This window comes from Amycolatopsis sp. A1MSW2902, from assembly GCF_017312175.1.
GTDB lineage: Bacteria > Actinomycetota > Actinomycetes > Mycobacteriales > Pseudonocardiaceae > Amycolatopsis > Amycolatopsis nivea.
Map to the genome: position 1 here is coordinate 8838752 of NZ_QJPO01000001.1, position 21789 is coordinate 8860540.

Here is a 21789-nt window from a genome sequence, read left to right on the forward strand (position 1 = left end):
GCGATCATGCGCGAGCTGACCTACGAGGATCTGATGGAGATCATCCGCCGTTGCGCCGGAGAGAGCGACGAAATGGCACAAACCACCGACGCGCGCGACATTCCCTTCGCCGAATTGGGCTATGACTCGCTCGCGCTGATGGAGACCGCGAGTATGCTCCAGCGCGACTACGGAGTCGAGCTGCCGGACGAAACGGTGGTCGACATCGACACGCCGCGCGCTCTGGTCGAACTGGTGAACAGCAGGCTCGGTTCCGCGGTGTAAGGGGAATTCCGCCAAAGCCTTCCGAAGGAGGACAGGTGTCCGAGCCTGCCCTGAACCCGCGCCGCTGGGCGATCCTCGCGGTGCTGCTGACGTCCTTTCTGCTCACCGTGCTGGACGCGACGATCGTGACGATCGCCTTCCGTGCGCTCGCCGATCCGGTCGACGGGCTCGGCGCGTCCGCGGACCAGCTGCAGTGGGTGGTCAACGGGTTCACGCTCGTGTACGCCGGTTTGCTGCTGGCGTGGGGCGTGCTGGGGGACCGGCTCGGGCACCGGAAGGTGCTCCTGATCGGGCTCGTGGTGTTCGGCGTTTCCAGCGTGCTGGCGGCGTTCGCGCACTCGCCCGGCGAACTGGTGCTGTGGCGCGTCGTGATGGGCGCGGGCGGCGCGGCGATCCCGCCGACCACGCTCGCGACCATCTCGCACGTGTTCGGCGACAAGGAACGCCCGCGCGCCATCGGGTACTGGGTGTCCGCCGCGGGCATCGCGGCCGTGGTGGCCCCGGTGCTCGGCGGCTTCCTCATCCAGTTCGCTTGGTGGGGTTCGATTTTCCTGGTGAACGGCCCGATCGTGCTCGCCGCGATCGTGCTGACCGTGCTGATGGTCCCGGAGTCCACTTCGACCGCGCGCAAGCTCGACGTGCCCGGCGTGGTGCTCTCGGTCGCCTGGAGCACCGCGCTCGTCTACGGGATCATCCAGGCGGGCAACCTGGCCACGATCGCCGATCCGCGGGTGTACGTCCCGCTGGTGCTCGGCGTGGTGCTGCTGGTCGTGTTCGTCCTGGTGGAACTGCGGTCCGCGGCTCCAGCGCTGGATCTGCGGCTCGTGTCGGACCGCCGGGTCGCGGGTGCGACCAGCGCGGTGTCGCTCGCGTTCTTCGTGAACTTCGGCGTGCCGTTCTTCCTGATCTTCTACCTGCAGAGCGTGCTCGGCGTGAGCCCGCTGATGACCGGCTTGGCGATTCTGCCGCTGGCGCTGGCCCTGGCCGTGTTCTCGCCGCGCTCGGCGACGCTGTCGGCGAAGTTCGGCACCAAGAACGTGCTGGTCGGCGGCTTGCTGCTGCTGGCTGTCGGCGTGGCGATTTTCGCGCTGCTGGACCAGAACAGCCCGTTGTGGCCGGTGTTCGTCGCCGACTTCCTGGTCGGTTTGGCGATGGCCAACGTGATGCCGCCCGCGACCACCACGATCATGTCGGCGGTCCCGCGCGAGCGTGCCGGGGTCGGTTCGGCGCTGACGAACATGGGCCGCAGCATCGGCGGCGCGATCGGCATCGCCGTGCTGGGGTCGCTGCTGACTGTCGTGTACCGCAACGGGGTTGAGCCCGCGTTGTCGGTGCTGCCGGAGCAGTCCCGCGCCGCGGCTGGCGATTCGATCGAAGCGACGAAGGCCGCCGCAGCGGGCCTGGGCGGCAACCAGGGCACTGACTTGTTCGCCGCGGGCGCGGACGCGTTCTCGGTCGCGATGCGCACGACGGCCCTCGCTGCCGCCGGTGCCGCGGTGCTGGCGGCGATCGTGGTTCTCGTGGTGGTGCCGGCCCGGGAACGACGGACGGCTGAGGTTTCCTGACGCGTTCCCGGGCCTGAGCTCTCAGCTTCGGCGGGTGGCGGAGATCAGCGAGAACTCCTGCGGCAGCGGAGTGATCGCGTCCAGCGCGAACCCGGCTTCCTCGAGCAGCCGGGTCACTTCCGCGGTGGAACGGATCCCGCCCCCGCCGAAGAGCACGTACATCAGGGTGTCGTGGGACAGCAGCAGTGCGTTGTCCACGCCCGGTCCGGACACCCGTTCCACCAGCAGCAACCGAGCCCCCGGAGCCGCTGCCGCCGCGCAGTTCGCCAGGATCCGCGCACAGTCCTCGTCCGGCCAGTTCACCAGCACTCGAGCGAGCAGATAGAGGTCGCCGCCTTCGGGAACGGACTCCAGGAAATTCCCGGACGCCACCTCGCAGCGTTCCGTGAGGCCCGCGTCCGCGATGGCCTTTTTCGCGGCCTCCGCGGATTGTTCAGCGTCGTAGACCGTGCCGTGGAGTTGTTCGTGCGCGGCGAGCAGCCGGAGCGCCAGTTCGCCGCTGCCGCCGCCGACGTCGACGAATCGCTGGTGCGCACCGAAGTCGTAGGCGCCGGGCAGCGCGTCGAACAATGCCGTGTTGCCCGCCATCGCGCGGTCGAAAAGCTTTCCGCGTTCGGGGTTTGCGGAGAGGTACTCGAAGAAGCTAGACTGAAATGCGCCTTCAAACGCATTTTGTCCGGTTCGTACGGCGGAGGCGATGTCGGTCCAGGCACGATGGAATTCGGAGCCCGCGATGAGCGTGTACGGCCGCAGGGAGTCTTCCCGGTCGCTGCGCAACAGTTCGCCGAGTTCGGTGAGGGAGAACGAGCCGTCCTTCTCGCGGAACACGCCCAGTGCGGTCAGGTACTGCAGGAACCGTTGGGTGGCAACGGGATCGGTGCCCGAGTCGGCCGCCACCTGAGCGGCCGTACGGGGCCCGTCGGCGAGCCGGTCGGGCCAGCCGAGCTCGGCGGCCGTGTAGACGGCGCGGGCTTTCCAGTCGCCGATGATGAGATTCATCAGCTCGAGCTGCGGCGTTTTCGCGCGCGCGGAATCGTCGGACATCCGGGTCGTCTCCTCAGCCGTTTCGGGTAGTCGACCGATGCTCGCTGCCGCCGTTCAAAAGGTTCTCGAAGATCTCTGAAGGCGGTGTCGCGGCAACGGTTTCAGCCGATACATTGGCAGAAACGGCTCGCGGAGAAGCCCGGGAGCCCGAAACCGAGGAGCAGCGGGTGGAAGACCAGGTACGCCGCGTCGCGGTGGTAACCGGCGCGGCACGCGGAATCGGCCGCGGCATCGCGGAACGGCTGGCCGCACGAGGCGACCGGGTGGTGATCAACTACCTGACGTCCAAAGAGGCCGCCGAAGAAGCGGTAGAAGCCATCACGACAGCCGGCGGCGAAGCAATCGCAGTAGGAGCCGACGTCCGCAACGAGGAGGGCGCGCAAGCATTGGTGACCGCGACGGTCGAAGCCTACGGCCGCGTAGACGCACTGGTCTGCAACGCGAACGTCGGACTGGCCCAGGGCTCGGTCGCGGAAATCCCGTGGGAAACGTTCTCCACCAAGGTGAACGACGAGCTGGCAGCAGCCTTCCACCCCACCCGCGCGGTGTGGCAACTGATGAAGGACCAGGGCTACGGCCGCATCGTCTACCTGGCCGCAGAAGCGAGCAAGGGCCCAGTAGGCGCGGACGTGGTAGCACACGCAGCGGCAAAATCGGCCCTGATCTCGTACGCGAAGTTCGCCGCCCGAGAAGGCGCCCCGAACGGCGTAGTGGCGAACGTAGTCTCCCCAGGCCTAACCCGTACCGACGCCGTAGGCGAAGCCCCGCCAGACTGGTTCTCCGCCTTCGAAAAGCGAATCCCAGCAGGCCGCGCAGCAGAACCAGAAGACGTAGCCGCCTTGGTCGCCTTCTTCACCAGCAAGGACGCAGGCTACATCGCAGGCACAGTAGTCTCCGTAAACGGCGGCTCAGACATGACCCGCTAGCTCCCACTGCCGAGAAGTCCGTGAGGGCCACCTTCATTGACTCTGATTCCCTCAGGGTTCCCCTCACGACCAGCCCGCTAGCCGCCTCCGGCGTGCCCCAATGTGGCATTGGTTGCGTCGGACGCACCGAACGCCACATTGGGTGCATCGCATGCACCCAATGCCACATTGGGGCGCTCGCCTGGCACCCGCGACAAGCACGATCAGCCGAGCCAAGGCAGCCACCCACCAAACCGCACCAACCTACGCAGCAGCCGGGGCACCCACACCCCCCGCACCCCGATACGAAGCCAAAAACACGCGCGGAGAGGCTTGTCAAGGTACTCTTTCCAGCCTTGACAAGCCTCTCCGCGCGTAGTCACACTCGGGCTTCGGGGTGCCCCAACGCAACTCTCTTTTCGGCCGAAGGCCGCCCTCTAACGAATGTCATCCCGCGACACTGCACGATACTTAACCTGCCAGGTGTCGCCGACCCGCACCAACTGATCCTCACACAACGTACTGCAGTGAATCCGAGGCTCCCCACCCTTACGCGTAGCAATAATCAACGCATAACACCGAGTATGCAGCTCATCCTCGGACGCCCCAGGGGAAACCGTCAACATCCCCAACCAATGCCGCCTCAACTCATGCACCTCAGCCAGCTGCCGATGCGTAGCCGCCGAAGCCGCCGCAATAGCCGCCCGCCCCTTAACCGGCTCCGGCGCGGCATTAGCCGCGAAAACCCCGTCCTCGGTAAAAGTCTCCGCCCACTCATCAGTACGAGCCTGGTCAAGCAACTGCATCTGCCACGCGTAGTACTGCTGAATCTCCTGATACAACTCGCCCGACACAGTCACGCCTGCTCCTCCGCTCGAGAATCCTGAATATCGTCATGAGTCACCACACGCCGGGCGACCTGCCACCCGTCAGCCCCGCGAACCAGCGTGTCCCGGCAAAACGTCGAACGCCACAACCGGGCTTCGCCCCCGGCGGGAATCTCGGCGACCATCGCGTACAACTGCGTCCGCACCTGATCCGCACTGTCCTCGGTCACCACCAGCATCCCAGTCCAATGCCGATGCTGAACCCCTCGCGAAACAACGTCGGCGGCTAGCTTCCGAGCCACCTTCAGGATCAACTCCCGCCCGGTAGCCGGTGCGGGATTCGCGTTGTTCGCGATCGTGGCGTCCGCGGTGAACGTTTCCGCCCACGGTTCCACGTCGCCGTCGTCCATCAGCTGCATCTGCTTGGCGTAAAAGGCCTGCACCTGGTGGTACAGCTCCATTCCCACCCGCGGGTGCGCGGTTGTCGCCACCGTTTCCTCCTCGTCGGCCGCGTGTCGTCCGACAGTCGCGCGGCCGGCTCAAAGTCCCCTCGTGGACCACTCGCGGGGGACGGCCGACTGTGCGTCGAGCCGTTTTGGACCGGACCGCTGGAGGGTGGCCCGAGGCGGTGCGACAGCGGGAGGGATCGAGTGCGCGAGATCGAAGCGGACGTGTGCGTGTCCGGCGGCGGACCGGCGGGTCTGGTGCTGGCGCTGCTGCTCGCCCGGTCGGGAGTGGACGTCGTCGTCGCGGAGCGCAGCGCGTCGCTGGACCGCGAGTACCGCGGCGAGATCATCCAGCCCGGTGCGCTGCGCACGCTTGACCAGCTCGGCGTCCTCGACGGCATCGGCGGTTACCCGATGCGCAGTTTCCAGCTGGTGCAAGGGGAACGCACGCTGCTGGACATCGACTACACGACGCTTCCCGCGCCGTACGACCATTTGCTCAGCCTGCCGCAGCGGCTCCTGCTGGAGCGGCTGCTCGACGAATGCAAGGCGACGCCGGGCTTCCGTCTGCTCAGCGGCTGCTCGACCCGGGCGTTGCTGGAGGAGAACGGCGCGGTGACCGGGATCCGCTGCGGTTCCGGCGAAGGCGAGACGGAGGTACGCGCTCGCTGGGTGGTCGCCGCGGACGGCCGGTACTCGAAGACTCGTTCGCTCGCTGGGATCGGCTACGACAAGTTCGAGAAGTTCGAGCACGACGTCGTGTGGTTCAAACTGGTCGCCCCGGAGCGGCGCACCAGCGCGGTCCGCATCCACCGCACGGCCGCCGATCCGGTGCTGGTGCACGATTCCTACCCGGACCGCGTCCAGATCGGCTGGACGCTGGCGAAGGGCAGCTACAAAACGGTGGCCGCCAAGGGCATCGAGCACATCCGGGAGCATCTGGTCGCCGCGGTCCCGCAGCACGCGGACCTGATCCGCGAGCAAGTGACCGCGCTGTCCGAACTGTCGCCGCTGGACGTGTTTTCCGGCCGTGCGCGGGAATGGGTCCGGCCGGGACTCGTGCTCATCGGCGACGCGGCGCACACGCACAGCCCGATCGGCGCGCAGGGTATCAACCTGGCCATCGCGGACGCCGTCGCGCTGCACCCCGAACTCGTCGCCGCCGTGGCCGCGAAAGACAACCGGCCCGCCGCGCTCGCCGGCTTCGAGGCCGAGCGACGCGCGGCGGTGGACACCGTCTTCACGCTCCAGTCGAGGCAGAACAAGGGAATGCTGTCCTCCGGCCGGATCGTCGACGCGGTGCGGCCGGTGCTCGCGAAGCTGCTGCCGCACACCCCGATCTTCCGCAAGATCCTCAATCTCGTCGCGTTCGGAGCTCGCCCGCGCGACGTGCGCGCGGACCTGTTCCGCGCGCCGAGCAACCCAGGAGGGACACGATGACCGAACAGAGCCGGGGCGTAGCGCTGGTCACCGGCGGCACCAGCGGGATCGGGCTCGCGGTGACCCGATCGCTGGCGCAGCAGGGCTACCAGGTGTACTTCTGCGCCCGCACCCAGGGATCCGTCGACGACACGGTGCGCGACCTGCGTGCCGAGGGACTGGACGTGGACGGCAGCACCTGCGACGTCCGGGAGAAGGACGACATCCAGGCGCTGGTCGCGGCCGCGGTCGACCGGTACGGCCCGATCGACGTCCTGGTCAACAACGCCGGCCGCAGCGGCGGCGGGCAGACCGCGGAGATCCCGGACGAGCTGTGGTTCGACGTGATCAACACGAACCTCAACAGCGTGTTCCTGATGACCCGCGAGGTGCTCACCAAGGGCGGCATGCTGGCCAAGGACAAGGGCCGGGTCATCAACATCGCGTCCACCGCCGGCAAACAGGGCGTGGTGCTCGGCGCACCGTATTCGGCGTCCAAGCACGGCGTCGTCGGCTTCACCAAGGCGCTCGGGTTCGAACTGGGCAAGACCGGCGTCACGGTCAACGCGGTGTGCCCCGGTTACGTGGAAACCCCGATGGCACAGGCGATCCGCGGCCGGTACGCGGCGGCGTGGAACACGACCGAGGAAGCCGTGCTGGAGAAGTTCACCGCGAAGATCCCGCTCGGCCGGTACTCCACTCCGGAGGAGGTGGCGGGACTCGTCGGCTACCTCGTCACCGACACCGCGGCGTCCATGACCGGGCAGGCGATCAACGTCTGCGGCGGGCTTGGCAACTACTGAGAGGACCGAGCACGTGGCTGCACCACTCCGGATCTACGAGACCGAACACAAGATCGACGTCGCCGCGCCCGCCTCGGCCGTGTACGCGCTGCTCGCCGACGTGACCCGCTGGCCGGTCTACTTCGGGCCGACGGTCCACGCACGCCAGCTCGAACGCGACGGCACCACCGAGCGAATCCGGTTGTGGGCCACCGCGAACGACGAGCCCAAGACCTGGACCTCGCGGCGCGACCTCGACGAGGACGGCCTGCGCATCGACTTCCGCCAGGAGGTTTCGCAGCATCCGGTCGCGTCGATGACCGGGGCGTGGAACATCCAGCCCGGCGGGCCGGACTCGTGCACCGTCGTCCTGGAGCACGCGTTCAGCGCGGTGCGGGACCTGCCGGAGAACGTCGAGTGGGTGAGCAAGGCGGTCGACCGCAACAGCGAGCACGAGCTGGAGAACCTCCGCGGCATCGCGGAAGGCCTCGCCGAGACCGAAGAACTCACCACGGTGTTCGCGGACAGCGTCGACATCGACGCTGATGCGGCGGCGGTCTACGAGTTCCTCTACCGGTCGGACCTGTGGCCGGAGCGGCTGCCGCACGTCCAGCGACTCGACCTGACCGAGGAAACCCCGGGTCTGCAGGTCATGGAGATGGACACCAAGACCGCGACCGGCGCCGTGCACACCACGAAGTCGGTGCGCGTGTGCTTCGACGACGAGCACGCCATCGCGTACAAGCAGCAGGTGCTGCCCGCGCTGATGACCGTCCACAACGGACTGTGGACGATTGTGCCGCAGCCTGGCGGCGGGGTGCGGGCGACGTCCGAGCACACCGTGGTGATCAAGCGTGACGCGGTGGAGAAGATCCTCGGCGAAGGCAAGACGGTCGAGGACGCCAAGGCGTTCGTGCGCAACGCGTTGGGCACCAACAGCACCGCGACGCTGAACCTCGCGAAGGCCTGGGCGGAGGAACGCGCCGATGGCTGACGGTGTCCTCCCGGTCGCGTCGCTGCTCGACACGCCGCTGCTGCCGGACGCGCTGCGCATCCTCGCGGAGAACAGCCCGAACCAGGTCGCGGTCCGGCTCGGCGAGACGGCCCTGACGTTCGCTGAACTCGACCGGGCCGCGTCCGGGTTCGCTGCCGCGCTGGCGGATCGGATCGGGTCGGCCGGTTCGGTCGTCGCGATGTCGTCGGTGCTGCACCCGGAGTTCGCGATCGCCTACTACGGCACTTTGCGCAGCGGAAACGTCGTGCTGCCGTTGAGCCCGCTGCTGCGGGAAGGCGACCTCGGCCGGGTGCTGACCGAGTCTTCCGCCGCGGCCGCGGTGCTGAACGATTCGATGACCGCAGCGGTCGCTCGTGCCTCCGCGACACCGGAACACCTGCTGTGCTTCGGGAATGCGGATCGCGCTAATTCGGTCGCCGCACTGGCGGCTGGTCCGATCGGCGCTTTAACGGAACTGGAGCCGGACGCAGTCGCCTGCATCCACTTCACCAGCGGCACCACCGGGCAGTCGAAGGGCGTGCGGCTCACGCACCGCAACATCGCGGTCAACGCGGTGCAGGTCGCCGAGGCGCACGGGGTGACCGGAACGTCGGTGACGTTCAACCACCTGCCCAGCTACCACCCGATGCACCTGAACTCCGCGCTGATCGCCGGAGCCACCCAGGTGCTCTGCCTGGTGCCGGATCCGGTGGCCACGATCGGTCTCGCGGCGGGGGTGACGCACTACTACTCGATGCCGTTCCGCCTGGCCCGGCTCGCCACCGACCCGCGACTGGCGGACCTGAAACTGCCCGGCTGCGAGGTCATCCTGTCCGGTGGTTCGGCGTTGTCCCCGGTGCACGCGGAAACCCTCCGCGCGCAGTTCGGCATCCCAGTCGTGCAGGGTTACGGCCTCGCCGAAACCGCTCCGCTGGTCCTCTCCGACGGCCCGGCGGCACCGCGTCCGGGTTCGGTCGGCCAGGTCGTGCGCGACACTGAGGTGCGCGTTGTCGACTTGACGACTCGGGAGCCGCTGCCGGTCGGCGAGCGCGGTGAAGTCGAGGTGCGCGGCCCGCAGGTGATGCGCGGCTACCTCGGCCGCCCGGACGGCGACGGCATCGGCGCGGACGGCTGGCTGCCGACCGGCGACGTCGGCTGCCTGGACGAGGACGGGTACCTGTTCCTGGTCGACCGCATCAAGGACGTCTTCAAACGCGACAACTGGCTGGTCTCGCCCACCGAAATCGAGGCCGAGCTGCTGCGCCACCCCGGCGTGGCGGACTGCGCGGTGGTCGATCAGCCCGACGAGTTCGCCGGCGCGGTGGCGGCCGCGCTGGTCGTCCCGGCCGGCGACGAGTGGGTGCCGCGCGCGGGCGAGATCGCCGCGGAGTTCAACGCCGCCCAGCCGTATTACAAGCACCTCGAGCACGTCGAGCTGACCAGGGCGATCCCGCGTTCGCCCAACGGCAAGCTCGTCCGCCGCGAGCTGCGCGAGGCGCTGTCCTCCGTGCGCGGCAGCCAGAATCCCGGAACCGCACTGCTAGGAGCCGATACCGTGGTCACGTTCATCAGCAAGTTCACCGTCAAGGGCGAGCCGGAAGAGTTCGAGAAGGTCTTCACCGAGCACGCGCAGTACATGGCCGAGCAGCCCGGCTTCGTCGCCTACCAGATGGTGCGGTCGCTGCGCGATCCCAAGGTGTATCTGAACATCGGCCAGTGGGTCGACGCGAACGCGCACAAGGCCGTCGTGACCAGCCCGGAATTCCAGGCGCACGTGAAGAAGTTCGTCGAGCTGGTCGACGTCGAGGCGGACCTGTACTCGACGGTCTCCGAGGCGTCGGCGTGAGCGATCTCGGTCTGGCCGGCCGCAGCGTCCTGGTGGTCGGCGCCACCAAGGGGCTGGGGCTGGCCATCGCCCGCAAGTTCTGCGCGAGCGGCGCGCATGTGCTGCTCGACTACGCACACGACGACGAAGCCGCCAAAGCCGCCCTCGCGAGCCTCGAAGGGCTGCCCGGTTCGGCTTCCCTGATCCGCGCCGATCCGTCCACTGAGGACGGTGCGGCACAGCTCGCCGCAGCTGTCTCGGCGGCTGGTCGCGGGCTGGATGTCCTGGTGCACAACGCCGCGTCGTGGCATCCGATGCCCGCTGCCGGAGCGTCGGTTGCCGACCTGCATACCGATGTCGCCACCGCACTGGATCCGTTGCTGCGCTTGGTGCCCGCGCTTCTCGAACACCTTGCGCCTGGCGGTCGAGTGCTCGCGGTCTCCAGCTCCGGTGCGCAGCGGGTCATCCCGCGTTACGTCGCGCTGGGCGTCGCGAAGGCCGCGCTCGAATCGCTGGTGCGCTACCTGGCGGTCGAGCTGGCTCCGCGCGGCATCACGGTCAACGCAGTGACGACCGCGAAGCTGGACAAGGGCGATGAGACCACCCAGCCCGAGATGGTGCAGGTGCTGGCGGCGCGTACGCCCGCCGGCCGGCTGAGCACGCCCGCCGACGTCGCCGATGTCGTCGCGCTGCTGAGCGCACCGGAAGCGAGCTGGATCCACGGCCAGGTGATCACCGCCGACGGCGGGCTCAGCCTGCGGTCTTGACGTAAGGAGAACTCCGTTGCAGCTGATTGACCTGTCCTCCCCGATCGATCCGGAAGGCTGGGAGCCCGAGCCGCTGTCGCTGGTCACCATGTCGGCCCAGGACGGGGCCAAGCACCTGGTGTCGGAAATGCGCGAGCACTTCGGCATGGACCTCGACCCGGAAGTGCTGCGGGACGCCGAATTCCTCACCAACGACACGGTGTCGCTGACCACGCACACCGGCACGCACATCGACGCGCCGGCGCACTACGGCGACGCCACGTCGTACGGTTCGGCCCCGCGCACGATCGACCAGATGCCGGTCGACTGGTTCCACCGCCCCGCCGTGGTCCTGGACTTCACCGGCCGCGCGCCGGGCGTCATCACCGCGGACGACGTGCGGGCCGAACTGTCCCGAGTGGACTATCGGCCGAAGGAACTGGACATCGTCCTGCTCCACACCGGAGCCGACCAGCACGCGGGCACGCCGAAGTACTTCACCGAGTTCGTCGGCCTCGACCAGTCCGGGCTGGACCTGCTGCTGGACTTCGGGGTCCGCGTGATCGGCACGGACGCGTTCAGCCTCGACGCGCCGTTCACGCACATCATCGAGACCTACCAGCGGACCGGCGACAAGTCGGTGCTGTGGCCGGCGCACATGCGCGGCCGCGACCGGGAGTACTGCCAGATCGAACGCCTGGCGAACCTGGCCGAACTGCCGCGGGCGCACGGTTTCACGCTGTCGTGCTTTCCGGTGAAACTGGCCGGCGCCGGTGCCGGATGGGCTCGCGCGGTCGCTATCGTCGAGTAGCTTCCGCACGAGAAAAGGCCCCGCGACTCCTCCTCTCGCGGGGCCTTTCCTTGTGCCTTAGTCAGCCCATTCGGGTTTCTCCAGCAGTTCGATCACCGCGCTGCTCCAGGAGAATCCCGCGCCGACGCCCATCAACAGGCAGGTCTGGCCCGGTTGCAAGCCACCGGTGCGCACGAGGTTTTCCAGGCTGACGATGTGGTCGCCCGCGCCGAGGTGGCCGATCTTGCTGTCGAAGTCCCATGTGGTTCGTTCGAGGGGAACGTCCATGTGCCGCAGGTAGTTCGACACCAGCCGTCGCCGCCCGAAATGCGGCAGCACGAGACGGTCCACATCGGACAGTTCCAGTTCGGCGTCGCTCAGTGCGCGTTTCAACGCCTCGCGCTGCCCGTCGAGAATGGCCGCGAGGGTCTGTGACATTCCGGCCTCGGACACGTATGATCGTTTGTGCGCGTCCAGGTCGACCAGCTGCCGATTGCTCATCTCGACTTCACCGAACGCCGCCCCCGCACGGTGCATGCCTTCCAGCTCCGGCCCGCTCACCACCGCCAGGCTGCGCAACCGCGCGAATCCACCCACGCGGGACAGCACCATCGCCGTCCCGCCGTCGGCGTACGCCGTGCCCGGATCGCTGTGCCAGCGGTCGAAATCGGGCCCGTCAAAGCGATCCGCCGCGGTGATCAACGCTGCTTGTCGCGCCGGGTCCGCGAGAAGGTAACTGGCCGCGAGGTCGAGTGCGGCCATGCCGCCGTTGGAAACCTGCCGCACCTCGATCGCCGGACAGGTCCCGCCGACCGCTGCCCGCTGCACGTACGCGGCAGGCGACCACAAGTCGTAGCCCTGATGGAACAACGTCGCGTGCAGCAACACCGCGATGTCGCCGCGCGCCACCCCCGATCGCGCCAAGGCGACTCGCGCGGCCCGGGCCGCCATCTCCGGCGGCGCGATCCCGTCAGGCGCGACGAGGACCGATTCCATCTCGCTTTTGCGCGCCGTCTCGGCCGAGCATTGCCCGCTCCGCACCGCTTCGGCGGTCGTCGTCGCCGGTGGCAGCCAGCTTCCGAGCCCGGCGAGGTACAGCCCGTCGAATCTCATGCCGCCACCCTTCCCGCGGGCTCTCGACAGCCTGTGGGAACGGACTCGACCTGGCGGTCCAGCAGGGGTCGAGCCGCCGTCGACCGCCGTGCCGCACGATCCGGTTTGTTTCCGGTGCCACCGGGGTTTCGGGCGGAAGGAGTTTCGGGTGATGACCGAGGTCGCACTGCTGTTCCCGGGCCAAGGCTCGCAGCACGTCCGGATGGCCGCCGGCCTGTACGGGCACGACGACGTCTTCACCGACGCGGTGGACGAAGTCTTCGCCGCGCTGGGCCCCGACGGCCCCGCCATCCGCGCCGACTGGCTGACCGACGCGCCTGCTGTTCCCCTCGACCACGTCACCCGCTCGCAAATCCTGCTGTTCACCGTCGGCCATGCCCTGGGCCGGATGATCCTTTCCTGGGGCGTGCAACCGGCCGCCTTGCTGGGTCACAGCGTCGGCGAGGTAGCCGCCGCGACCCTTGCCGGTGTCTTCGAAGTCCCCGCCGCCGCCGAGTTGATGTGGCAGCGGGTGCAGGAACTGGCGTCCGCTCCCGCGGGCGGAATGCTCGCCGTAGCCGCGACCGTCGAGGACGTCGCCCCGGTCCTGACCGATGACGTCGTGATCGGCGCGATCAACGCGCCCCGCCAGCTGATCCTCTCCGGCCCGGAAGCACCGTTGGCGGAGGCGGCGGAGAAGCTGCGCGCCGATGGGCGGATGTGCCTGCCGGTCCCCGCGACGTCCGCCTTCCACAGCCCCTCGTTGGCCGAAGCCGCTGCCCGATGCCTCCCGTCGGTCGAGGCCGCGCAGCCCTCGCCGCCGAAGATCCCGATGGTGTCGGGCTATACCGGCCGCGTGCTCACCGATGCGGAGGCGACGGACCCTGCTTACTGGGCCTCCCACCCCGTAGAACCGGTGCGGTTCTGGCCCGCCGTCGGCACGCTGCTGGGGCCGGAGTCGCCGCTCCCTGTTGAGGGACGACGGGTGCTGGTGGAGACGGGACCGTCGCAGTTGCTGGCCAAGGCGGCGCGCCTCCATCCGTTGGTGCGGGCGAAGGAGGCTTCGGTGCTGGCGATGCTGCCCGCGCGAGCTGGCGGCCCGGACGCGGACCTTGCTGCGGTGGCGGCTTGCCGAGAGGCGCTGGAGGTGGCGGGGAACTGCGGGTGATGGTGGCCGTCTAGCGAGGCGGACGGCTGCGGATCGCGTGACGGTGCCGCTCCGCTCCCGCCCGTGATTGCCCTCGGCGGGGCCAGCCCCTTCGTCGGCTCCGGCCACAGTTCGCCGGATGAGCCGCGGCGGGTTTGCGGGCGGCTGGGCAGTCGGTCTCGCACGGCTGCACCACTCACCTGGGCGATACGGTGCAAGGACGTCCGCCCGTGTTACGGCTGAGTTGAGATCTGCGTAGCGACTCGTTCATTGACCGGTGTTGTGCTGTCGAAAGGCTGCGGCCTCACCCGGCCGCAGCGATTTCCGAGGCGCGAGGCGGTGGTGACGCGATGTGGCTGGTCGAATGTCCGTCGTTCTGGGACCAGGGTTTGATCCGCCCGCTTGTCACCGAACACGGCAAGGTCGTGCTCATGTGCGATTCCTGCACCGCGGTGTGGCGAACCCCGTCCGGCATTGAAGAGTTCGAGCACGTCGAACCGGAAGCGCCGGAGTGGTCCATCGGCTCGGACACGCACGTCCGCCCCGGAACGACCCGCTGGGCCGAACTGGCCGACGTCACCTCAGCCGGCTGGGGCGACCTCCGCTGGCGCGAACTGCCCTGAACCTGGGCAGCTGCACGGATTTCCCCCGGCGCGCACGCTACCGAGACCGCGACAGGTGCGGATCGCTCGCCGCCGACAGCGCGACTCGGCCGGACACGCCCGCTGTTCGCATGAGCAAATAGCTCCGTGTCGTTTCGGCGGATCCGGCCTTAGGTTCGGGCAGTGGCGAACGAATTGACCATTCCGCTCCTGCCCTGTCCGTCCATCGACGAGATCGCGTCGTTCTACGACATGCTCGGCTTCGAGATCACCTATCGGCAGACGCGGCCGAACCCGCATGTCGCGCTGCGGCGGGAAGACATCAATCTGCACTTCTTCGGCATGGACGGCTACGACCCGGCCCAGTCGTACAGCACGTGCCTGGTCATCGTGCCGGACATCGGCGAGCTGTTCGAGTCTTTCGCGGCGGGAATGCGTTCCGTGCACGGAAAACTGCTCGTCTCCGGCATCCCGCGGATGACCCGGCCGCGGCTGCGCAACGACCGGTACACCGGGTTCACCGTCGTCGATCCGGGCGGCAATTGGATCCGGATCCACAAGGTCGGCAAAGAACCCGAAGCGCGGACCACGCTTGCGAAAGCCTTGGAAAACGCCGCGCGGCAGGCGGATGCGCGCGGCGACGCGCGTCAGGGCCTGAAGATCCTGGAAGGCGCGTTGAAGCGGGCGACCGGCGACGAACCGGAGTTCGAGGCGGTGCGGGAGTACCGCGACGAGCTGGTCGAACGGATCAAGGAGGCGGAGCCAAGCGGTTGAGCCCCTCCCCGCCGCCGCTAGTCAGTGTTACTATCTACCGGTACTCAGCAACACTGACTAGCTGAAGGGCGTTCGATGGGCAAGCAGGCGACGGAGATGCTCAAGGGGACCTTGGAGGGCATCGTCCTCGCGATTCTTGCCGGGCGGCCCGCTTACGGGTACGAGATCACCTCGTGGCTGCGCGAGCGGGGATTCACCGATATCGCCGAGGGCACCGTTTACGCGCTGCTCGTGCGGATCGAGCAGCGCGGGCTCGTCGACGTCGAGAAAGTGCCGTCCGAGAAGGGACCGCCGCGCAAGGTTTACACGCTGAACGCTCCGGGGCGGGCGAGCCTCGACGAGTTCTGGCGGAACTGGCGGTTTCTCTCGGACCGGCTCGAACAGCTGCGCAAGGAGGGGATCGATCATGGGGAATGACGGAAAAAGCAGGTATCTGCATTATCTGGAAGTGGTCACCGGTCCGCTGGAGGACAAGAAGCGGTACCGGCGGTACAAGGCGCGCGTCGAGGAGCTGCCGCCGGATTACCGGGCGGCGATCAAGGCGTTGCACCGGTATCTGCAGTACTTCGGGCCGGGGACGGCGGAGAGTCATCTCCGGATGCTGGACGATCTCATCGACCTGTTCGAGCAGAGTGCGGCGAACGGGACGACGGTCCGGGGCATTGTCGGTGACGAGCCGGTCGAGTTCGCGGAGGAGTTTCTCCGGAGTTATCCCGAGGGGAACTGGATTTCCCGCGAACGGACGCGGCTGACCGAATCCATCGACCGCGCGGTCGGCGGTGCGGTATGACGGCGCCGGCGATACGAGTGCGGGGGTTGCGGAAGTCGTACGGCAAGCTGGAAGTGTTGCGCGGCGTCGATTTCGAGGTGGCGCGCGGCAGTATTTTCGCGTTGCTCGGGTCGAACGGCGCGGGCAAGACGACGGTCGTGCGGATTCTGTCGACCTTGCTCGAGGCGGACGCGGGGGAGGCGGAGGTCAACGGGTTCGCGGTGGCGAGCCAGGGTGAGGATGTCCGCGAGTCGATCAGTCTCACCGGGCAGTTCGCGGCCGTCGATGAAATCCTTACTGGGCGCGAGAATCTGGTCCTGGTGGCGAAGCTGCGGCACCTCAAGAACGCGGGCGAGATCGCGGACGTGTTGTTGCGGAGATTCGCGTTGACTGAGGCCGGTTCGCGCAAGGTGTCGACGTACTCCGGTGGCATGCGCCGTCGCCTTGACATCGCGATGAGCCTGATCGGGGACCCGCAGGTCATCTTTTTGGACGAGCCGACGACGGGCCTCGATCCGCAGGCGCGCAACGACGTCTGGCGCGCGGTCGAAGAACTCGCGGAGCAGGGCGCGACGGTGCTGCTCACCACGCAATACCTGGAAGAGGCCGAACACCTCGCCGACCGGATCGCGATCCTGCACGAGGGGCGGGTGCTCGTGAACGGCACGCTGGAAGAGCTCAAGCGGCTGCTTCCGCCGGCGAAGGTCGAGTACGTCGAGAAGCAGCCGACGCTGGAAGACGTCTTCTTTTCCCTGGTCGGCACCGGAAACAAGGGGGACGGGCAATGAGCGGCCACTTCATCGCGGACAGTTCGGTCCTGTTAGGACGGTCGCTGCGGCACATCACCCGCAGCCTGGACACGATCATCACGACGACGATCACGCCGATCGCGATGCTGCTGCTCTTCACCTACGTCCTCGGCGGCGCGATCAACGCCGGCTCGGAGTCGTACGTGACCTACCTGCTGCCCGGCATCCTCCTGATCACCATCGCCTCGGGGATCGCCTACACCGCGTTCCGGCTTTTCCTGGACCTGAAGGGCGGCATCTTCGAACGCTTCCAGTCCATGCCGATCGCGCGCTCGGCGGTGCTGTGGGCACACGTGCTCACCTCGGTGATCGCGAACCTGATCTCGGTCGCCGTCGTGGTGCTCGTGGCGTTCGCGATGGGATTCCGCACCAGCGCGGGACCACTGGCGTGGCTCGCGGTGCTCGGGATTCTGGTGCTGTTCACCCTGGCCCTGACCTGGATCGCGGTGATCCCCGGCCTGACCGCTAAATCCGCGGACGGCGCGAGCGCCTTCTCGTACCCGCTCATCTTCCTGCCGTTCGTCAGCTCGGCCTTCGTACCAACCGCCACCATGCCCGGCCCGGTGCGCGCGTTCGCCGAACACCAGCCGGTGACGTCGATCGTCAACACGATCCGCGACCTGTTCGCGGAGCGCCCGGTGGGCGGCGGGATCTGGATCGCGCTGGCGTGGTGTGTGGGGATTTTGGTGGTGGCGTATTTCGTTGCCAACGTGATTTATCGGCGCAAGATTTCTTGATCACGCTGGCGCGGGTGGTTGCCACCGCCCGGGCGTGGACGGTTCGGCGCGCATTGCCTGGTGCCGGACGGTGGCCGGGTCGCGAGGGTTTTCGGTAAGTGGCGGGTGCGCGGCGCTGCGGAGGTCCGTCGTTGCGGGCGGCTCGCTGTGGCGACGCGCAGCACCGGCCACCCGGCCGAGCCTCAGTGCTCTATCGCTGCAAGATCTTCCTGCTCACCCCAAAGCCCACAGTCGTGCGTAGTGGCCTCCTGCGGCGACCAGTTCGGGGTGGGTGCCCTGTTCGACGATGCGGCCGTGGTCGAGCACCACGATCCGGTCGGCCTTCGCGGCGGTTGCCAGGCGGTGCGCGACCACGAAGGTGGTGCGGCGACGGGCCAGGTGTTCGGTGGCGCGGAGGACCGTGGCTTCGGTGGCTGGGTCCAGGGCGGCGGTGGCTTCGTCCAGCAGAAGCACGTCCGGGTTGACCAGTTCGGCTCGGGCCAGTGCGACGAGTTGCCGCTGTCCGGCGGACAGGGAGCGGCCGCGTTCGCCTACTGGTTGCCGGAAACCGGCGGGGAGTGCGGCTACTCCGTCCAAGGCGCCGACCGCGCGCACGGCGGCCTCGACTTCCGCGTCGGTGGCTTCGGGACGGCCGTACCGCACGTTGTCCGAGACGGTGCCGGAGAACAGGTGTGCTTCCTGCGGCACCACGCCCATCCGGGCGCGCAGTGCGGGCAGGTCGTACTCGCGGACGTCGACGCCGTCGATCAACACCGCGCCGCCGGTGGCGTCGTAGTAGCGCGCGACGAGCTTCACCGCGGTGGACTTGCCCGCGCCGGTCGCGCCGACCAGTGCGACGGTTTCGCCTGCCGCGACGTCCAGTGTCAGGTTCTCCAGCGCGGGCTTTTCCGCGCCGGTGTACGAGAAATCGACGTCCTTGAACCGTACTTCGCCGGACAGGTGTGCGGGCAGTTCGACCGGGTTCTCGGCAGGCGGCACCGACGTGGGGGTGCGCAGCAGGTCGCCGATGCGGCTCAGGCCGACGCGGGCCTGCTGGTAGCCGTCGAACACCGACGACAGTTGCTGGATCGGCGAGAAGAATTGCTGCAGGTACAGCAAGAATCCGAGCAGCACACCGGCTTCGAGCGTGCCGCCTGCGACGCGGTGGGCGCCGACGACCAGCACCGTGGTGGTTGCCAGATCCGACATCAGCGAAACGAGCGGGAAGTACGTCGCGATGTACCGCTGCGCCCGCAGCCGCGACCGGCGGTAGTCGTCACTGCGCGATGCGAACACCTCCGCCGAACGCTCTTCGCGCGTGTACGCCTGGGCGACGCGCAGACCGCTGACGTTCTCCTGCATGTCCGCGTTGACGACGCTCACCTTCTCGCGCGCCTCGCTGTACGCACGCGAGGCGACCCGCCGGAAGATCAGCGTGGCTACGAGCAGGATCGGCAGCATGGCCAGCGCATAGACGGCGAGCGCGGCATCGGTGACCAGCAGCGCGACTGTGATGCCCACCAAGGTGAGCGCGCTGACGACCGCGGTGGCGAGGCCGGTTTGCAGGAACGTCGACAACGCGTCGACGTCCGTGGTCATCCGGGTCATGATCTTCCCGGACAGCTCGCGCTCGTAGTAGTCCAGCCCGAGCCGTTGCAGGTGTGCGTAGCTCCGCACGCGCAGCGAGTAGAGCACCGTCTCGCCGACGCGGGCGGTGAGCCGGGTTTGCCAGCGCACCACGAACCAGTCGGCTGCCACCACGAGCGCGCCGATCCCGGCCAGCAGCCACACAACGCTCGCCACGCCGGGCAGGACGCCGTGGTCGACCCCGCGCTGATACAGCGCGGGCAGTGCGAGCGAGGCCAGCGCGTCGGCCGCGACCAGCCCGATCACGCCGATGAGCGGCCACCGCACCGGACGCAGGATCCGGGACAGCTTGAAGCCGGGATCCGGGGCCGTGACGTCCACATCGGACAGTCGCGGCCGGTCGGTGGCCGGAGGCAGCCTGCGGACGCCTTCCAGCAGCTCGGGGGTCGGCGGTACGTCGGCGCCGCCGCTGCCCGCGAATCCGGTGCCGCCGCCGGGCACGCCGCCGCGGGACTGCGCGGCCTCGGCGAGAGCATCGACCTCGTCGCGCTCGTCCTCCGGCCACAGCACTGCCGTGGTGCCGTCCGAGCCTGGCTCGAGGTTGTCGCAGCGGTGCGGTTTTTCAACGTCGTCGCCCGGCCCGGCGACCAGTTCGCGGAACAGCGCGCACCGCGCCAGCAGCTCCTCCTCGGTGCCGACGTCGACCACCCGGCCCTGATCCATCACCGCGATCCGGTCCGCCAACTGCAGCGTCGACCGGCGGTGCGCGATGAGCAACGTGGTGCGTTCGGCGGTGACCGCGCGCAGCGTGTCGTGGATCGCGGCTTCGGTGACGGTGTCGATCGCCGACGTCGCGTCGTCCAGGATCAGCACTCGCGGGTCAGTGAGCAGAGCGCGCGCCAGCCCGAGCCGTTGCCGCTGCCCGCCGGACAGCGTGAGGCCGCGCTCGCCCACCTCGGTGGCGTAGCCGTCCGGCAGCGCGCGGATGAACTCGTCCGCCTCCGCCGCGCGGGCGGCCGCGAAGACCTCCTCGTCGCTCGCGTCCGGGCGGCCGTACGCGATGTTGTCCCGCACCGAGGTGGAGAACAGGAACGCTTCCTCGAAGACCACGCCGATCGCCTGCCGCAGGTCCTTCAACGGCACGTCGCGCACATCCAGCCCGCCGACCCGCACCGAACCCGAGTGCACGTCGTAAAACCGGGGCAGCAGCATGGAAATCGTGGACTTGCCGGACCCCGCCGTGCCCACCAGCGCGAGCGTTTCGCCGGGGCGGGCTTCGAGCGTGAGCCCGTCGAGCACCGGGTCGCTGCGCGTGTAGCCGAACTTCACGTCGTTCAGCTCGACGCCCAGCGTGCCGGGCGGCAACGGCCGCGCGTCGGGGCTGTCGGCGACCTCCGGCTGCGCGTCGATCAGCTCGTACACCCGCTCCGCGCCCGCCCGCGTGAGCTGCGCCTGCACGACCAGCCCGGACAGGAACCGCGCCGGGCCGATCAACGCCGCGAGATACGTGGCGAACGCGAGGAACGTGCCGAGACTGATCTGCCCGTTCAACGCCAGCACGCCGCCGATCGCCAGCACCGCGACCTGACCCGCGGCAGGCAGTGCCGACGTGGTCGCCGTCGGCAACGCGGACAGCTTCGCCGCGCGCAACCGCTCCGCGAACAGCTTCCGTGCCGTGCGCTCCAGCCGAGCGACCTCGCGTGCCTCCTGCCCGAACCCCTTCACCACACGCACGCCGGTGACGGTTTCCTCGACATGCTGCGCGACATCCGCCGCGCGCTGCTGCGCCGACCAGGTCGCCGGGAACAACCGCCGCCTGCTCAACGCCACGACGATCCCGACCGCGGGCGCGACCACCAGCGCGATGAGCGTGAGCAGCGGCGACATCCACAACATCGCGCCCAGCGACAGCACCGCGAAAATCACCGACCCCGCCGACAGCGGAACCTGCATCAGCAACCCGGTGACCAGCTGCAGATCCGAAATCGCGCGCGACACCACCTGCCCGGTGCGCAACGCGTCCTGCTTCCCGCCGTCCAGCCGCGAGACCGCGCCGAACACCCGGTTCCGCAGATCGTGCTGCACGTCCAGCGCCAGCCGCCCGCCCACGTACCGGCGCAGGAACGCCGACCCGAACGCGACGACCTGCAACGCCACCAGCCCCACCGCGAGCCCGGCCAGCTGCGCCGTATGCCCGGCCACCGCGTCGTCCACCGCCGACCGCACCAGCAACGGACTCGCCGCCTGCACCCCGACGCTCAGCACCGCCGCCGTCATCGCGAGCACGACAACGCCGCGGTGCTCCCAGCAGGCAGTGGACAACCGGCGCACCCAGCCGACCGGTCGGGGCGCCGTCTCAACGATCGGACGGTCTTGACGCGCAGGCGTCGCAGTGGTGGTCACATCACAAGGTTAGGGAGCGGCACCGACAATTTATTCCCGAGCAAGCCGCCGGCCCGGACCAAACGGGCACAACCGACGCTCCGCCGGACAGAGGTGACGAACGGCACGCCAGCGGGTTCCGCCGGACCCTGGAAGCCCTGCGGAGCAGGGAAACCCTGGTCCGGGCGGCACAGGTGAAAGGTTGAACGTTCACCTGGTCACGGGGAAGAACCCCGGCCAAATCCACCCCCGAACGAGCGCTCCCGCCCAATGTTCTTTAAGCTAGTACCCGGCGACCCGCTCC

21 protein-coding genes are annotated in these 21789 nt (G+C 68.5%); 16 read left to right on the forward strand and 5 right to left on the reverse strand.

Going from position 1 to position 21789, the window contains the following annotated elements; all coding sequences use genetic code 11:
• Positions 1-6: 6 nt before the first annotated feature.
• Positions 7-264 (forward strand): acyl carrier protein, encoded by a 258-nt coding sequence (locus DMP23_RS41390; protein WP_037817205.1) that lies wholly within the window; start codon positions 7-9, stop codon positions 262-264.
• Between the two features lie 35 nt (positions 265-299).
• Positions 300-1829, forward strand: a complete 1530-nt coding sequence (locus tag DMP23_RS41395) for a DHA2 family efflux MFS transporter permease subunit (RefSeq protein ID WP_051729292.1) — start codon at positions 300-302, stop codon at positions 1827-1829.
• Positions 1830-1850: 21 nt separating this feature from the next.
• On the opposite strand, the gene DMP23_RS41400 is transcribed toward DMP23_RS41395, so the two are convergent.
• Positions 1851-2873, reverse strand: coding sequence for a methyltransferase (locus DMP23_RS41400; protein WP_337824203.1), 1023 nt, complete (start codon positions 2871-2873; stop codon positions 1851-1853).
• 167 nt (positions 2874-3040) lie between these two features.
• Between DMP23_RS41400 and DMP23_RS41405 the strand changes: the two genes are divergently transcribed.
• Positions 3041-3799, forward strand: coding sequence for an SDR family oxidoreductase (locus DMP23_RS41405; RefSeq protein WP_043832846.1), 759 nt, complete (start codon positions 3041-3043; stop codon positions 3797-3799).
• A 416-nt stretch (positions 3800-4215) separates the two neighbouring features.
• Here DMP23_RS41405 and DMP23_RS41410 read toward each other — a convergent pair whose 3' ends face one another.
• Both DMP23_RS41410 and DMP23_RS41415 read right to left on the reverse strand, forming a co-directional pair.
• Complete coding sequence (locus tag DMP23_RS41410) at positions 4216-4638, reverse strand: nuclear transport factor 2 family protein (RefSeq protein WP_336157422.1); 423 nt, start codon at positions 4636-4638, stop codon at positions 4216-4218.
• Positions 4635-5096 carry a nuclear transport factor 2 family protein gene (locus DMP23_RS41415; protein ID WP_037817196.1) on the reverse strand — a complete coding sequence of 154 codons (462 nt, stop codon included), beginning with the start codon at positions 5094-5096 and terminating at the stop codon, positions 4635-4637. Before DMP23_RS41415 ends, DMP23_RS41410 begins: the two co-directional genes overlap by 4 nt.
• A gap of 159 nt (positions 5097-5255) precedes the next feature.
• Here DMP23_RS41415 and DMP23_RS41420 point away from each other — a divergent pair, with 159 nt between their 5' ends.
• From DMP23_RS41420 to DMP23_RS41445, 6 genes are read left to right on the forward strand one after another with little or no spacing between them, the layout of a single operon-like run.
• Positions 5256-6491, forward strand: a complete 1236-nt coding sequence (locus DMP23_RS41420) for an FAD-dependent monooxygenase (RefSeq protein ID WP_337824204.1) — start codon at positions 5256-5258, stop codon at positions 6489-6491.
• A complete protein-coding gene (gene fabG, locus DMP23_RS41425; protein WP_043832838.1) occupies positions 6488-7273 on the forward strand; it encodes a 3-oxoacyl-ACP reductase FabG in 786 nt (261 codons plus the stop codon). Before DMP23_RS41420 ends, fabG begins: the two co-directional genes overlap by 4 nt.
• Before the next feature lie 13 nt (positions 7274-7286).
• Positions 7287-8246: an aromatase/cyclase gene (locus DMP23_RS41430; protein WP_037817187.1), complete on the forward strand. Its 960-nt coding sequence runs from the start codon at positions 7287-7289 to the stop codon at positions 8244-8246.
• Complete coding sequence (locus DMP23_RS41435) at positions 8239-10092, forward strand: AMP-binding protein (protein ID WP_337824205.1); 1854 nt, start codon at positions 8239-8241, stop codon at positions 10090-10092. Before DMP23_RS41430 ends, DMP23_RS41435 begins: the two co-directional genes overlap by 8 nt.
• Positions 10089-10838 (forward strand): SDR family oxidoreductase, encoded by a 750-nt coding sequence (locus tag DMP23_RS41440; protein WP_037817185.1) that lies wholly within the window; start codon positions 10089-10091, stop codon positions 10836-10838. The genes DMP23_RS41435 and DMP23_RS41440 overlap by 4 nt, the downstream gene beginning before the upstream one ends.
• A 16-nt stretch (positions 10839-10854) precedes the next feature.
• Positions 10855-11628, forward strand: a complete 774-nt coding sequence (locus DMP23_RS41445; protein WP_337824206.1) for a cyclase family protein — start codon at positions 10855-10857, stop codon at positions 11626-11628.
• 57 nt (positions 11629-11685) lie between these two features.
• Here DMP23_RS41445 and DMP23_RS41450 read toward each other — a convergent pair whose 3' ends face one another.
• A complete protein-coding gene (locus DMP23_RS41450; protein ID WP_337824207.1) occupies positions 11686-12720 on the reverse strand; it encodes a ketoacyl-ACP synthase III family protein in 1035 nt (344 codons plus the stop codon).
• Positions 12721-12871: 151 nt separating this feature from the next.
• Between DMP23_RS41450 and DMP23_RS41455 the strand changes: the two genes are divergently transcribed.
• From DMP23_RS41455 to DMP23_RS41485, 7 genes are all read left to right on the forward strand, one after another.
• Complete coding sequence (locus DMP23_RS41455; RefSeq protein WP_337824208.1) at positions 12872-13867, forward strand: acyltransferase domain-containing protein; 996 nt, start codon at positions 12872-12874, stop codon at positions 13865-13867.
• A gap of 329 nt (positions 13868-14196) precedes the next feature.
• Entirely contained in the window at positions 14197-14469 is a 273-nt protein-coding gene (locus DMP23_RS41460) for a hypothetical protein (RefSeq protein WP_037817176.1), read from the forward strand.
• A gap of 162 nt (positions 14470-14631) precedes the next feature.
• Positions 14632-15222, forward strand: coding sequence for a hypothetical protein (locus DMP23_RS41465; RefSeq protein WP_337824209.1), 591 nt, complete (start codon positions 14632-14634; stop codon positions 15220-15222).
• Positions 15223-15297: 75 nt separating this feature from the next.
• Positions 15298-15639, forward strand: a complete 342-nt coding sequence (locus DMP23_RS41470) for a PadR family transcriptional regulator (RefSeq protein ID WP_037817171.1) — start codon at positions 15298-15300, stop codon at positions 15637-15639.
• The gene (locus tag DMP23_RS41475) at positions 15629-16012 is read left to right on the forward strand and encodes a DUF1048 domain-containing protein (protein ID WP_037817170.1); all 384 of its coding nucleotides are present in this window, start codon (positions 15629-15631) and stop codon (positions 16010-16012) included. Before DMP23_RS41470 ends, DMP23_RS41475 begins: the two co-directional genes overlap by 11 nt.
• Complete coding sequence (locus tag DMP23_RS41480) at positions 16009-16779, forward strand: ABC transporter ATP-binding protein (protein ID WP_337824210.1); 771 nt, start codon at positions 16009-16011, stop codon at positions 16777-16779. The genes DMP23_RS41475 and DMP23_RS41480 overlap by 4 nt, the downstream gene beginning before the upstream one ends.
• On the forward strand, positions 16776-17537 hold the full coding sequence (locus DMP23_RS41485; protein ID WP_037817167.1) for an ABC transporter permease: 762 nt from the start codon (positions 16776-16778) through the stop codon (positions 17535-17537). Before DMP23_RS41480 ends, DMP23_RS41485 begins: the two co-directional genes overlap by 4 nt.
• A gap of 213 nt (positions 17538-17750) precedes the next feature.
• Here the strand turns inward: DMP23_RS41485 and DMP23_RS41490 are convergent, their stop codons facing one another.
• A complete protein-coding gene (locus tag DMP23_RS41490; RefSeq protein WP_337824506.1) occupies positions 17751-21467 on the reverse strand; it encodes an ABC transporter ATP-binding protein in 3717 nt (1238 codons plus the stop codon).
• Positions 21468-21789 lie beyond the last annotated feature (322 nt).

Bases quoted from the DNA above. Each gene is read 5' to 3' on its own strand.
- DMP23_RS41400 (WP_337824203.1), bottom strand. From the start codon at position 2,873: ATGTCCGACGATTCCGCGCGCGCGAAAACGCCGCAGCTCGAGCTGATG.
- DMP23_RS41480 (WP_337824210.1), top strand. From the start codon at position 16,009: ATGACGGCGCCGGCGATACGAGTGCGGGGGTTGCGGAAGTCGTACGGC.
- fabG (WP_043832838.1), top strand. From the start codon at position 6,488: ATGACCGAACAGAGCCGGGGCGTAGCGCTGGTCACCGGCGGCACCAGC.
- DMP23_RS41450 (WP_337824207.1), bottom strand. From the start codon at position 12,720: ATGAGATTCGACGGGCTGTACCTCGCCGGGCTCGGAAGCTGGCTGCCA.
- DMP23_RS41460 (WP_037817176.1), top strand. From the start codon at position 14,197: ATGTGGCTGGTCGAATGTCCGTCGTTCTGGGACCAGGGTTTGATCCGC.
- DMP23_RS41390 (WP_037817205.1), top strand. From the start codon at position 7: ATGCGCGAGCTGACCTACGAGGATCTGATGGAGATCATCCGCCGTTGC.
- DMP23_RS41475 (WP_037817170.1), top strand. From the start codon at position 15,629: ATGGGGAATGACGGAAAAAGCAGGTATCTGCATTATCTGGAAGTGGTC.
- DMP23_RS41455 (WP_337824208.1), top strand. From the start codon at position 12,872: ATGACCGAGGTCGCACTGCTGTTCCCGGGCCAAGGCTCGCAGCACGTC.
- DMP23_RS41435 (WP_337824205.1), top strand. From the start codon at position 8,239: ATGGCTGACGGTGTCCTCCCGGTCGCGTCGCTGCTCGACACGCCGCTG.
- DMP23_RS41485 (WP_037817167.1), top strand. From the start codon at position 16,776: ATGAGCGGCCACTTCATCGCGGACAGTTCGGTCCTGTTAGGACGGTCG.
- DMP23_RS41470 (WP_037817171.1), top strand. From the start codon at position 15,298: ATGGGCAAGCAGGCGACGGAGATGCTCAAGGGGACCTTGGAGGGCATC.